Origin of the sequence: Flavobacterium sp., assembly GCF_046153165.1 — a bacterium.
GTDB lineage: Bacteria > Bacteroidota > Bacteroidia > Flavobacteriales > Flavobacteriaceae > Flavobacterium.
This window is the reverse complement of sequence record NZ_JBJXEN010000049.1, coordinates 1-14,890: the sequence shown is the minus strand read 5'-3', so window position 1 is coordinate 14,890 and position 14,890 is coordinate 1. Positions and strand designations below refer to the sequence as shown.

7 protein-coding genes and 2 pseudogenes are annotated in these 14,890 nt (G+C 33.2%); 5 read left to right on the top strand and 4 right to left on the bottom strand.

What is annotated here, in order from left to right:
- The 3 genes and pseudogenes from ACKVOV_RS05745 to ACKVOV_RS05735 all read left to right on the top strand — a co-directional run.
- Positions 1-253: pseudogene (locus ACKVOV_RS05745) on the top strand (ABC transporter permease); the annotation flags it as partial.
- Positions 254-267: 14 nt separating this feature from the next.
- A complete protein-coding gene (locus ACKVOV_RS05740; protein WP_409205805.1) occupies positions 268-2,553 on the top strand; it encodes a choice-of-anchor L domain-containing protein in 2,286 nt (761 codons plus the stop codon).
- A gap of 34 nt (positions 2,554-2,587) precedes the next feature.
- The gene (locus ACKVOV_RS05735; protein WP_409205804.1) at positions 2,588-7,531 is read left to right on the top strand and encodes a T9SS type B sorting domain-containing protein; all 4,944 of its coding nucleotides are present in this window, start codon (positions 2,588-2,590) and stop codon (positions 7,529-7,531) included.
- Between the two features lie 197 nt (positions 7,532-7,728).
- On the opposite strand, the gene lgt is transcribed toward ACKVOV_RS05735, so the two are convergent.
- From lgt to folE, 4 genes are all read right to left on the bottom strand, one after another.
- The gene (lgt, locus tag ACKVOV_RS05730) at positions 7,729-8,694 is read right to left on the bottom strand and encodes a prolipoprotein diacylglyceryl transferase (RefSeq protein WP_409205803.1); all 966 of its coding nucleotides are present in this window, start codon (positions 8,692-8,694) and stop codon (positions 7,729-7,731) included.
- A 74-nt stretch (positions 8,695-8,768) separates the two neighbouring features.
- The gene (gene yidD, locus ACKVOV_RS05725) at positions 8,769-8,963 is read right to left on the bottom strand and encodes a membrane protein insertion efficiency factor YidD (protein ID WP_409205806.1); all 195 of its coding nucleotides are present in this window, start codon (positions 8,961-8,963) and stop codon (positions 8,769-8,771) included.
- A gap of 37 nt (positions 8,964-9,000) precedes the next feature.
- Complete coding sequence (cysS, locus tag ACKVOV_RS05720) at positions 9,001-10,485, bottom strand: cysteine--tRNA ligase (RefSeq protein ID WP_409205802.1); 1,485 nt, start codon at positions 10,483-10,485, stop codon at positions 9,001-9,003.
- Between the two features lie 117 nt (positions 10,486-10,602).
- On the bottom strand, positions 10,603-11,274 hold the full coding sequence (gene folE, locus ACKVOV_RS05715) for a GTP cyclohydrolase I FolE (RefSeq protein ID WP_409205801.1): 672 nt from the start codon (positions 11,272-11,274) through the stop codon (positions 10,603-10,605).
- A 162-nt stretch (positions 11,275-11,436) separates the two neighbouring features.
- Here folE and ACKVOV_RS05710 point away from each other — a divergent pair, with 162 nt between their 5' ends.
- Complete coding sequence (locus ACKVOV_RS05710) at positions 11,437-11,865, top strand: hypothetical protein (protein WP_409205800.1); 429 nt, start codon at positions 11,437-11,439, stop codon at positions 11,863-11,865.
- 1 nt (position 11,866) lies between these two features.
- A pseudogene (locus ACKVOV_RS05705) lies at positions 11,867-14,890 on the top strand (beta strand repeat-containing protein); the annotation flags it as partial.

The following is a 14,890-nucleotide window of genomic DNA, read 5'->3' as shown; positions in this document are numbered from 1 at the left end:
AATTTTTGGTGGCACAAAAAATAATGATTCATTTGTTGATTCAATATATCAATTCTTTCCTTTAGAATCTATGTCAAATTTAATTGTTGAACCCTTTTCTAGATTATCAGTTGTCAAAAATATTGGTAATCAAATCGGAGTAAATGATATTTATGATTATAATGTACATTTTTCAAACGTAGTTATAGTTTTATTCTGGACTGTTATATTTATGTTAATGTCTTATAAAATTTTAAGAAAACGAGATTTGTAGTATATTTGCAGTCTATGAAATTAAGACTCCAAATCCTTGTTTTTAGTGTTGCTTTATTATTTTCAGGAAACACTTTTGCACAATATATTCAGGTAGATGATACATATACCGCACAACAGTTAGTACAAAATATTTTTTCCGCTGGCGGTTGTGCCACAGTGAATAATATAATGGCTTCTGGAGGAAATTTTGGAACTGCAGAACAAAGTTTTGGTTATTTTGATAATGGAACTAGTAGTTTTCCTTTCGCAAACGGAATTGTATTAAGCACTGGAAAAGCAACATCGGCAACTGGTCCAAATTCAAGTATATTAAGTGAAGGATCAACCAGTTGGTCTGGAGATTCTGATTTACAAAACGCATTAGGTGTTTCAAATACTATAAATGCAACCGTTTTAGAGTTTGATTTTACACCGATTACCAATAAAATTAGTTTCGATTATATCTTTTCTTCCGAACAATATTTATCAAATCCATCAGCATCACAATGTGGTTATACTGATGGATTTGCCTTTTTATTAAAACCTTTTGGAAGTTCAACGTATCAAAATTTAGCTATTGTCCCTGGAACATCAATTCCTGTTACTGTAAATAATGTGAGAGGTTCTGGTACGGTTTGTCCTCCAGCAAATGCAGCCTATTTTGATGCTTTCAATGGTACAAATCATCCTACAAATTTCAATGGTCAAACAGTAATTATGAAAGCCGAAGCGAATGTAATTTCTGGTACAACTTATCATATCAAATTAGTCATCGCCGATCAAGGAAATAATTTATACGATTCGGCAATATTCTTAGGTGGCGGGAGTTTTGAAAGCGCTACCGATTTAGGCATAAATCACTTAGCATCTACTAATAATCCTTATTGCTCAGGAGAAAATAAAATATTAGACGCTACACAACCTGGAATAAATACTTACAAATGGTTTAAAGATGGAATTGATACTGGTGTAACAACACCTACTTTTCCAATTACTGATAATACAAACACGACAGTTGTCGAATATTCAGTAGAAGTTACCATAAATGGCGCTTGTACTTCACAAGGAAAAGTGAAAATTCAATTTGCTGCTTTACCTACATTAAGTAATCAAACATTAGTACAATGTGATGATAATAATGATGGAATTACGGTATTTAATTTAACCAAACTAGATAATCTTATTAGAAATAATGATACTACACTAGGAAGTGTTTCCTATTATCAAACTATTGGAGGAACTCAAATTACAAATCCTTCAACGTATTCTAGTAATGCTGCTACCATTTATGCAGAAGTTTCTAATAATTTTGGATGCAAAAGCACAGCGACAATAAACTTACAAATTGCAAATAATAGCATTCCTACACAACCTGATATAAAAACATGTGATGAAGATGGCACTTTCGACGGAATCACAAATATAACATTACCAACAAGTTTAACGGGAATTCCGGCTGGGTTAACTGCTGAATATTATACTTCAATTATAAATGCTGTAAATCAAACTAATGCTATAAGTAGCCCGTTTACAAATACAACACCAAATTCACAAACTGTTTATGCAAGAATCATAAACGGTTCAGATTGCTACGGAATTATCCCTATAAAGCTAATTGTTAATACTTTTAATCCACCCAATTTTGAGGACGAAACACTTTTTTTATGTGTTACAAATTCTATTCCTTTAAGTGTAGATACTACTTTTACTAGTTATAATTGGATTGGGCTAAATGACTTTGATTTTGAAACTAATGTAGCTACAGCAGGCAATTATTCAGTAGAAGTTACCGATACAAATGGTTGTAAAGCAATCAAGAAATTTATAATTCTACCTTCAGCTGCTGCAACAAACATAGATGCTGTGATAAATGATTTTTCAGAAAATAATAACTCTATAACTATTACTTATACAGATAATGGTGGTAATTACATTTTTTCTATAGATGGTGTGAATTATCAAGAAAGTCCATTTTTCACAAATCTTTTAGCTGGAGAATATACCATTTATGTAAAAGATAAAAACGGCTGTTTACCTACACCATCCAAAACAATTTATGTGTTGGATTACCCTAAATTTTTTACTCCAAACGGAGACGGAATAAATGACACTTGGGTTATAAAAAATATAAAAACCAAACCAAATTCTACCATAAATATATTTGATAGATTTGGAAAATTACTAAAACAAATTGATTCAAGTTCAAATGGTTGGAACGGAACTTTTAACGGCCAAAATTTACCATCTGCCGATTATTGGTTTGTTTTAACACTTTTTAACAATAAAACTGTCAAAAGTCACTTCACGCTTAAGAGATAATTAACTACTTTTGGGGAATTTCTGTAAAATCCCTATGAAAATAAAATTTTTATTATTAGCACTGTTTTTAAGTTTTAATGGTTTTTCACAATTTAGTAAAACACATTATATCCCGCCTTTATCTAATACTGATGCCTACGAAACATTAGATCAGTACTTATATATATCTTGTCCAAGTATAACCGATATAACTTATAGGATTACAGCTATTGGTGGAACAATAACCACAGGAACTGTTCGTAGAGATAATCCTCAAACGATTCTTATAGGAAATGGGGATGACACTCAAATTCTTGCCAATGGAATAAAAGTAAATACAGTCTTAAATAATAAAGGTTATATTGTTGAAGCTGAAGATTTAGTTTATGTTACAGTAAGACTTACTGCTGCTGGAGGTAATCATGCTGGAGGATTAGTTTCTAAAGGACTTGCAGCACTAGGTACACAATTCAGAATTGGTGCTTTTATAAATACAGGAGTTACTACCGATTCTAGACATTATACTTTTGCCTCTATACTAGCAACCGAAAATAATACTGTTGTTTCTTTTAGTGATTTAAAACCTGGAGTATCCCTAATAAATAATGCTGGAGCAGGAAATACTCCTGCAAACATTACACTAAATAGTGGAGAAAGTTTTATTATGGCGGTTCAGGGTCCTGATTTAGATAATAAAGATGGACTTATTGGAGCTCTTATTTCTTCAACTAAACCTGTAGCTGTAAATTGTGGCTCTTTTGGTGGAAGTAATGGTAATATTAGTAATAACTCTGATATTGGTTTCGACCAAATCGTATCTGCAGAAAGAACTGGTAAAGAATATATTTTTATAAAAGGAAACGGAGAAGATGTCATAGAAAGACCCCTAATTGTAGCCAACGAAAATAATACCGAAGTATTTCTTAACGGAAGTGCAACACCAACTACCACACTAAATGCAGGACAATATATTGCTTTAGATGGTTCTCAATTTTCCGCTTCAGGTAACTTATATGTACGAACATCTAAGAATGCTTTTGCTTATCAAGGAATTGGAGGATCTGGAAGTCAAGCAAATCAAAATATGTCGTTTTTACCTCCTTTAAGTTGTGAAACACCAAAGGTTATAAATAATATTCCATTTATTGATCAGGTGGGTAATGATAATAGTTTTTCAGGAACAGTTTGTATTGTTACTGAAACTGGGGCAACATTAAATTTTATAATAAATGGAACTTCTTACACATTAGCAACATTACCAACTGCAGGAATAACAGTAAATGGGCCGTTTGCTGTAACAGGAAATAGTGGTTATGAAACTTATACTTTTGAAGGTTTTACAGGAAATATTTCTGTGTTTTCATCAAAATCTATATATCTTTCTTATTTTGGTTCTAGTGGAGCTGCCACTTATGGTGGATTCTATTCAGGATTTACATTTAAACCAGAAGTAACACAACAAATTGTAGTAACTGGGCAGTTAAATTGTATCCCAAATGCCAATTTAGCAGTGAGTAGTATCACTGCTTTCGATGTTTTTCAATGGTATTTTAATGACGTTGCTATTCCTGGCGCCACTACAAATCAGTATTTACCAACACAACCAGGATATTATAATGTAATAGCGTCCATATCTACTTGTCCAACTCCACCACTAGTTTCCGATAAAACTCCTGTTAGTTCTTGTCCTGCAAATGGTGAAAATGATTTAGCAAACGACAATATTGACATTGATTTGGATAATGATGGTATCACAAATTGTACCGAATCATTTGGAAATCAAATCATAAACACTCTAATTCCAAGTGGTACAATTCCACAAAGTACAATTAGTTATACCGGAACAGTAACCAACACAATTCCTGCTGCTCCTACTCCATTTTTAGGAAATGCTGATGGAAGTTTTATTACAGAAGTATTAGCAGGAAAAGGATATAATGTAGTGTATGATATTAATTTTTCGCAACCTACAAATATTAGATTAGAATATCCAGCTATAGCAAATGCAACTGATTTACTTAATGCCGATGCTGAATATATTGTAAACTCTGATGTGAATAAAACTGTGACTGTTTTAAATCCAACAAATCAGTTACTTATAGACACTAATTATGACGGAATCTATGAAAGTGGAGTAACACAATACTCTTCTTTCGAAATTAGATTTAGATTAAATGGAAATATTCCTTTGGCAGCAGGAACAGGAACATTTAGTTTCCAATCATTTCAAACAGCTAGCTTCAAAATTACCCACAAAAATCTTACTAATACAACTGGAAACAAATCAACATTTAAACTAGTTGCAACTTGTGTATATAGAGATACTGATGGCGATAACATTCCTGACCAATTAGATACAGATAGTGATAACGATGGTATTTTAGATACAATTGAAGCCCAAGTAAATGCTTCTGTTACTATATCAAATGCTGATTTAAATACTGATGGACTTGACAATGCTTTTGGGACTGGATTAAATCCAGTAGATACTGATGGTGATGGAGTTTTAGATTATTTAGACTTAGATTCAGACAATGATGGTATTCTAGATTCAGATGAATTAATTGCTGACACTGACAATGACGGAATAAAAAATTATCGCGAACTAGATTCTGATAATGATTTATGTAATGATGTTACAGAAGCAGGTTTTACAGGAACTCCAGATGCTAATGGCGACGGATTATTAGGTATAATTACTCCGCCAACAGTAAATGCAAATGGTCAAGTAACAAGCGGTGTAGGTTATACAACACCAAATGCAAATTACATAACTTTTGCTCCTATTATAATTACAACACAACCAAGTATTGCACCAACTTGCGAATTACAAAATGCAACAATCACACTTGCTGACAATGGAGGAAACACATACCAATGGCAAGTTTCTACTGATGGTGTTACTTGGAACAATGTTACAAACGCGGCTCCATATTCTGGCGTAACAACAAATACACTAACCATTACAAGTGTAACTAATGCGATGAATAGTTATAAATATAGAGTTCAGCTAAACAAAGTAGGAAATTCATGTGGATTACTTTCGGCCGATGCGATACTAACAGTTTATGCTTTACCTGTTGTAAATAATACTACAATTACTCAATGTGATGATGATTTAGATGCCATAGCATCAATAAATTTGACTGTAAATAACAACTTGATCTCAACAAATTTTGCTAATGAAACATTTACATATTATACGACTTTAACTGGAGCTCAAACTGCAGATCCAGCGCAATTAATCCCAAATCCTTTAGCTTTTACAAATACTACACCAGCTGCAATGATCGTTTGGACAAGAGTTGTAAACACGAATGGATGTTTTAGAACGGCACAAATAAACTTACAAGTCATAGCAACACAAATTCCTGCAACATTTACTAGATCATTTAGTAAATGTGATGACGATAGAGACGGAAAAACAACTTTCGATATTAGTAGTGTTTCTACAGATTTACTCACTACAGTTCTTCCTCCAGGTAGCTATAATATAAATTATTACAGAAACATAGCTGATAGAGATGCACAAACAAACCCTATAACTCCTATCAATTCATTTCAAAATGACATACCAAATAATCAAACCATTTGGGGACGTGTGGATAGTACAATTAGTCAAGCTTGTTATGGTTTTGCCCGTGTTTACCTAACTGTCGAAAAATTACCATTTGCAAATGCAGTAACATTTTCTGCAGCTTGCGATGATAATACTACTGATACCGTTGTAAATCATACTTTCAATACTTCAAATTTAGAAGCTACATTATTAGGCAGTAACCAATCATTTCCTGTAACTGTTACTTACTTTGATTCGAGCGGAAATCCTTTGTTAGATTCAAACGGAAATCCAGTAGTAAGTCCTTTTCCAGCAAGTTTCTTAACAGCAACTCAAACCATAAAGGCTCGTGTAACTAACAATACAACATTAGCTTGTACTGATGAAACTAGTATTCAATTTACAGTAGATGTAAAACCAGTTGCAAATGCTATCATAATTCCTGCATCATGCGATGATTTATTATCAGGCTCAGATACCGATTTAAAAAGTAGTTTTGACACATCAACTTATCAAAATACAATTCTTGGCGGACAAACAGGAATGGTTATAAAATATACCGATGCGAACGGGGTAGATATTACACCTTTACCAAATCCTTTTATTACTGCTACACAAACAATCACTGTAACAGTAACAAACCCTTTGAATACAAGTTGTACTGCGACTACACTACTCAATTTTATTGTAAACCCTTTGCCAAGTATCAATCTAAATGATACTGGGACTATTTGTTCAAATTTATCTACATTATTTATTACTTTAGACGCTGGTATTAATGATGGTACGTCACCAACAAATTACACATACGTTTGGAGTTACAATGGCACACCAATAGTTCCAGCTGAACTAAATTACACATTACAAAATGTAAATCAAGCAGGGATTTATACTGTTGAAGTAAAAACTATTCCAGAAGGCTGTCCGAGAACTAGAACAATAACTGTTGCTGCTTCCAATATTGCTACAATATTACCTCCTTCAATTACTGATTTAGTAGATAATAATACTGTTACTATTAATATTAGTGGATCAGGTGATTATGTTTACAGTCTAGATGAAGAATTTGGTCCATTCCAAGAAAGTAATGTTTTCACAAATGTTATGGCAGGAATTCACACAGTGTATGTTAAAGATCTAAATGGTTGTGGAACAGTTCCAAGAGTAGTATATGTTTTAGGAATCCCTAAATATTTTACTCCAAATGGAGATGGTATTCATGATTATTGGAATGTACAAGGCGTAAGTTCAGTGTTTAATGCAAAGACTATTATTTACATTTTTGATCGTTTCGGAAAATTAATAAAACAAATATCACCATTAGATAGAGGTTGGGACGGAACATATAATGGCATTCTACTACCTGCTACTGATTACTGGTATAATATTGAGTTTGAAGACGGAAGAAATATGAAAGGTAATTTCTCTTTAAAAAGATAATATCCCCTTTTACACAAAAATCCTGAAAGCATAAAAAGTAGCTAAATATCTAGCTAAATAAAATAAAGCTTATTGATATAAATCTTGTATCAATAAGCTTTATTTATGCTTTAACAATAGTATTAAAAATGAAAAGCATCTTAAAATTAATTATTTTAAGATGCTTTATTATTTAAAATCTAAAAAGGATTTAATATTTAAACTGTTTCTTTCTTTGCTCTAATAACAAAAAATAATCCAGCAATTATAAAAGGTATACTTAACCATTGTCCAGTAGATAATAATCCTAAAGCTGACTCGAAACCACCTTGGCTTTCTTTTACAAATTCCACTAGAATTCTTACTGAAAATAACATAATTAGAAACATTCCAAAAAGAAAACCTTGTTTTTCACGAGCATCTGTTTTCCAATATAAAAAGAATAAAATTGCAAAAACAAAAACATATCCAAAAGCTTCGTATAATTGTGACGGATGTCTAAATGGAATCGCATTTAAGGTTTCTACAAATTTAGGATCTGTTTCTATTAACTTATAAGCATTATTTAAATCGTTTGTTTGTGTAATTTGACGTATATTTTTATCTATCCAAAATTCATCTTCTCTGATAAATTTAACACCATAAAACGGTTTTCCAGAAACAATTGGTCCGTAAATTTCAGAATTAAAAAAATTACCTAATCTTACAAAAATAGCACCACAAGCAACTGGAATAACTACTCTATCCAAAATCCATAAAATAGATCTCTTAAGAATTTTTGTTGTATAAAAATACATTGTAATAATCACTGCAATAGCTGCTCCATGACTTGCTAATCCTCTAAAACCAGTAAATTCCCATCCTTTTATAAAATAAAATAATGTAGCATTTGGATTTTCTCTTATTGGAAGAAAAATCTCAAGTAAATGGTCTGGATAATAACTACTCCAATTGTAAAATATAACATCTCCCAATCGGGCACCTATTAATATAGCTAGAACCATATATATAAGCAAACTATCTAATTTTTCTATTGGCTCATTTTCTCTTTTATAAATAGGTTTCATAATAAACCATCCTAAAACAAAGGCCACTACGAACATTAAACTATAAAAATGTAATGTAAATGAGCCCAATTGTATTCCTTCTGAAGGATTCCAAACAATCTGTAAAAAATGTGTCATATTGATTTTGTAGTAATTGCTAACAATCAAAAATACTATTTTAATTCGTAATTTTTAATTTTTAATTCATAATTCTAGGGAACTGGGTCGTAACCACTTCTTCCCCAAGGATGGCAACTTAAAATTCTTTTTACTCCAAGATAAGTACCTTTAAATAAACCATGTTTCTGCAAAGCTTCGGCAGTATAATGAGAACAAGTTGGTGTAAACCGACAGGTTGCCGGCGTAAGTGGTGAAATTACGATTTGGTAAAATCTAACCACAAACATAAATGGGAATATTAGAATTTTTTTTAAACTCAAAATATTATATTGAAAATGTTGTTCCTTCTTTTCCGTCTTTTAATTGAATTCCTAAAACCAATAATTGATCTCTAATTTGATCTGACATCGCAAAATCTTTATTGTCTCTTGCTTGTTTTCTCATTTTGATAAGCATTTCTACAACGCCTTCTAGTTTATCATTATTGTTTGCTGCCGATTTTTCGTCTTCCAATCCTAGTACATCAAAAACAAAAGCATTCATGGTAGTTGAAAAATCCAATAAATCTTCTACTGTAATGGTCTCTTTGTTTTCTTTTAATACATTCACAAAACGAACGCCTTCAAACAAATGAGCAATCAAAATTGGAGTATTAAAATCGTCATTCATTGCATCATAACAATTTTGTTTCCACGTTTTTATGTCTATTGAAGTAGTATTTGATGTTGCAAACGAGATGTTTTTTAGACTTTCAACGGCTTCCATTAATCGATAAAACCCTTTTTCGGCAGCCAGAATAGCATCATTAGTAAAATCGAGATTACTACGATAATGCGCTTGCAACATAAAAAATCGTGCTACTGATGCTGAAAATGCTTTCGTCAAAAACGGACTTCCACCAGAATATATTTCGCTTGGCAAAATATTATTTCCTGTCGATTTCGACATTTTCTTTCCGTTCAAAGTCAACATATTAGCATGCATCCAATAGTTTACTGGCTCTTCACCTGTACAAGCTTCGTTTTGAGCAATTTCACATTCATGATGCGGAAATTTTAAATCCATTCCACCGCCGTGAATGTCGAAATGATTACCTAAATATTTGGTACTCATCGCTGTACATTCTAAATGCCAGCCTGGAAAACCATCACTCCAAGGAGAAGGCCAACGCATAATGTGTTCTGGCTCTGCTTTTTTCCAAAGCGCAAAATCCTGATGGTTTCTTTTATCACTTTGACCATCGGTATCTCGAGTATTAGCTAGCATATCTTCGATATTTCTACCACTTAACTTTCCGTAATTATTGGTTTCGTTAAACTTAACCACATCAAAATAAACAGAACCGTTAGATTCGTAACCAATTCCTTTAGCTATAATTTTTTTAACAATTTCAATTTGTTCAATAATATGTCCTGTAGCAGTAGGCTCGATACTGGGCGGCAAAAAGTTATAGGCTTTTAGAACATTATGAAAATCGACAGTATAACGCTGTACAATTTCCATAGGTTCAAGTTGTTCGAGTTTCGCTTTTTTTGCAATTTTATCCTCACCGTCATCTACATCATCAACAATATGACCTACATCGGTAATATTTCTAATATATCTAACTTTATAACCCAAATGCAAAAAATACCTATAAATAACGTCAAACGACATAAAAGTACGCACATTACCTAAATGAACATTACTATAAACCGTAGGGCCGCACACATACATACCTATATTTCCTTCATTAATAGGAGTAAAGTTTTCTTTTTCGCTAGATAGCGAATTGTATATTTTGATAGGTTGCGATTTATATAATGGCATTTTATTTCTTTTTTTAGAGCTATTTCCTGCTTTCCGTTTCAATCTTTTTTTTCGTACCTCAAAAAAGGATTTTCACTGCAATCAGGGCTAGGGCATTTCGTTAATAAGATATTTTATTTAGAATTTAGTGTCTAATTTAATATAATCTAAGAACTCTCTTTTAGTTTCTAAATTCTTAAATTTTCCTCCAAACTCTGAAGTCACAGTACTACTTTCTATGTCTTTTATTCCGCGAGAATTTACACAAAGGTGTTTCGCATCAATCACACAAGCCACATCATCAGTCCCTAAAGCCATTTGCAATTCTTGTACAATTTGCATGGTTAGTCTTTCCTGAACTTGAGGTCTTTTCGAATAATATTCTACAATACGATTCATTTTAGACAAACCAATAACAGAACCTTTAGAAATGTAAGCAACATGAGCTCTACCTATAATAGGTAACAAATGATGTTCACAAGTTGAGTAAACTACAATATTTTTCTCGACAAGCATTTCTCCGTATTTGTAATTATTTTCAAATGTAGATGGACTTGGCTTTTTGTTAGGGTTTAGTCCTCCAAAAATTTCCTTTACAAACATTTTTGCAACACGATTGGGAGTTCCTGAAAGGCTATCGTCAGTAAGGTCCATTCCAAGGGTTTGCAAAATGTTTTCTACATCTTTTTTTATAGATGCTATTTTTTGATCATCAGTTAAATCAAATGCATCTTTTCTTACAGGATTTTTTGCATTTGTTGCAATATGATTGTTTCCAATTTCGTCTTGAAAATCTTCGGTATGAGCCATTAAATAAGGTTTTTTATTCAATAATAATAATAATAAATGCAAAGATATGGAATATATTCAAATTTATTAATTGATTTTGATTATTAAAAAGTGCAAACAAATATTAAATATTACTTAAATTTTTATTAAATTTCGGACAAATTTTAATTAAACTATTTAAAGATGAAATTTATTTACCTTAAAATTATCTTTGTTTTTATGATTTCACAGTTTATATATTCGCAAGAAAACATAGATTGTAATGTGAATTATAAGGCTGAGATTGTAGAATGCCCAAAAGAAACTACTAATGCTGAAAAATACGCCACTGTAAATTGGGATTTTTCAGAAGTGAAAGATGCTTCAATTAAAATTGAGATAGTTCCTATTTTAGATTGTTTCAATAAAGATAAAGCCGTTAGTTACAAAGATGTCATTTTCCTAAACATAGGTAATGATGAAAATGGAATTACTGGTTCAAAGAAATTAATTCATACTGAAATGATGAGTAAGTGCTTCAAATGGAGAGTAATTGTTACCAAAACAAATTGCGAAAAAATCTCTGATTGGCAATATCATTATTTTATAAGTGTAACAAGTTATAAAAAATAAGATGAAAAGAATAGTACTATTTTTAGTTTTTAGTTTAATTACTGTTAATGTTTACTCACAATCTACTTGTGCAACTGCAGAGGCTTTTTGTGGATCAGACCCTACAATTCCTTCCTTAATATATCCAAATTCGACTGGTGGAACAGGTGGATCTATTGCATGTCTTGGTTCATCACCCAATCCTAAATGGTTTTATTTTAAAGTAGACCAATCAGGTACTTTAATTTTTGATATTATTCAAAACACTGCTTTCAACGGAGCTGGTTTTCCTACAGGAACTGCTCTTGATGTCGATTTTGCAGTTTGGGGTCCTTTTACTTCAGCAACTGGTAACTGTGGAAGTTTGGTTAATAACTGTCCTCCTTGTGGTAATAATACAACTTCACCAGGTAATTACCCCAGACCTGCTCCAGGAAATTTAGTTGACTGTAGCTATGATTCTTCACCTGTAGAACACCTTACAATTGCAGGTGCTAATGCAGGACAATATTATCTTGCCGTAGTTACTAATTTTAGTGGTCAACCAGGATTTATAAAGTTAGAGCAAAGATCCCCTATATTACCAACTTATGGTTCTACTGATTGTGATCTAGTTTGTGGTATTTCTTTAGGTCCAGATCGTACTGAGTGTTCAGGAACATCAATAAATATTACAGCATCTTTTGCTTCTCCATTCTCTACAGGTACTGCACCTTTTCAATGGTTATTAGGAGGAGTTCCACAACCTGCTTATGATAATATGCAAACGATAACTGTAAATCAGGCAGGAACTTGGTCAGTAAAAACAACAAGACCCGGTGGATGTTATCAAGTTACCGATAGTATGGTACTTACATATTATGCTCCAATACCTGTAACACAACCAACGGATATTGTTCTTTGCACAAGTTCGCCAGCACCTTATATATTTCCTTCAATAAACAAAGACACTCAAGTTTTAGGTGCTCTTCCTTCTGCAAATAATACAGTTACATATCATACATCTCAATTAGCTGCAGATAATGGTTTTCCAACTATTCCTTTTGCAAATTTAACTAATTACTCTATCTCTTCTTCACCAGTAAGAATTTATGTTAGAATTGAAGATAATACAACTGGCTGTGTAGCTACAAGATTTTTTGATTTAATTGTGGCAGCTGCACCAACAGGAACAATTTCTTATCCTAGTAGTCCTTACTGTACAAGTATTACTACTCCTCAACCTATTACATCTACAGCTACAACTGGTGGTACATATACAACTAATCCTACATCTGGACTAACAATAAACTCAACTACTGGGGCAATTATTCCTAGTACTAGTACTCCAGGAACATATACAGTAAATTATGACATTCCATTGTCGGCATCTTGTCCAGCATTTCATTTAGATACACAAGTTGTAATAAATCCTGTTTTATCCCCAACCATAAATTGTGGTTCATCTACCACTACTTCGGTAACTTTTACTTGGACAGCAGTTGCAGGAGCAACAGGATACAATGTATCTTATCAAGTAAATGCAAGTCCTGTAGTGAATGTTGGAGCAATTGGTAATGTTTTAACCTATTCCGTAACAGGTCTAACACCTGGTGATAGTGTAGTAATTACATTAACACCTACTGGACCAGCGGGCAACTGTTTTTTACCAAACACACAAACTTGTATAGCTAACAATTGTACACCACCAACAGCTTCAATATCTTATAGTATTCCTAGTACTCCTAGTACTTCATTTTGTGAATTAGATATAGTACCTAAATTAGTTAATTTATCAGGAACAGGAGTTTTTGCACCAGGAACCTATACTGCAAATCCAAATACTCTTGTTATTAATGCAACGACAGGAACTATAACCCCAAATGGAAGTCCTGTAGGTGTTTATACAGTAACTTATACTATTCCACCTGCATCTGCGGGTTGTTCACCAGTAACTGCTACAACATCGGTAACAATTAGTCCTATTCCAACTATTGTATTAACATCAGCTGCAAGTACAAGCTCGCAAACATTGTGTGCCAATACCTTGTTAACTAATATTGTTTATACTATAGGTGGAACTGCAACTGGTGCTAGCATAACTGCGGGCGCTTTACCTGCAGGGGTAACTGGTAGTTTTGCTGCTGGAGTATTTACTATTAGTGGAACTCCAACGGTAGCGGGAACTTTCAACTATACTGTAACTACAAGCGGTGGTTGTGCGCCAAATGCTTCTTTATCTGGAACAATTACTGTAAACCCTTTATCAACAATGACGTTGACATCGGCACCAAGTACAACAAGTCAAACACTTTGTGCGAATACTTTACTTACTTCTATTACTTATAGTGTAGGTACGGGTGTAACTGGTGCTAGCATAACTGCGGGCGCTTTACCTGCAGGAGTAACTGGTAGTTTTGCTGCTGGAGTATTCACTATTAGTGGAACTCCAACAGTAGCGGGAACTTTCAATTACACTGTAACCACAAGCGGTGGTTGTGCACCAAATATTTCTTTATCAGGAACAATCACAGTAACACCTATTCCAACTATTGTATTAACATCGGCTGCAAGTACAAGCTCACAAACATTGTGTGCTAATACCTTGTTAACTAATATTGTTTATACTATAGGTGGAACTGCAACTGGTGCTAGCATAACTGCAGGCGCTTTACCTGCAGGGGTAACTGGTAGCTTTGCTGCTGGAGTATTCACTATTAGTGGAACACCAACAGTAGCGGGAACTTTTAACTATACTGTAACTACAAGTGGTGGTTGTGTACCAAATGCTTCTTTATCTGGAACAATTACAGTAAACCCTTTATCAACAATGACGTTGACATCGGTACCAAGTACAACAAATCAAACACTTTGTGCGAATACTTTACTTTCATCTATTACTTATAGTGTAGGTACGGGTGTAACTGGTGCTAGCATAACTGCGGGCGCTTTACCTACAGGAGTGACTGGTAGCTTTGCTGCTGGAGTATTCACTATTAGTGGAACTCCAACGGTAGCGGGAACTTTCAACTATACTGTAACTACAAGTGGTGGTTGTGCGCCAAAT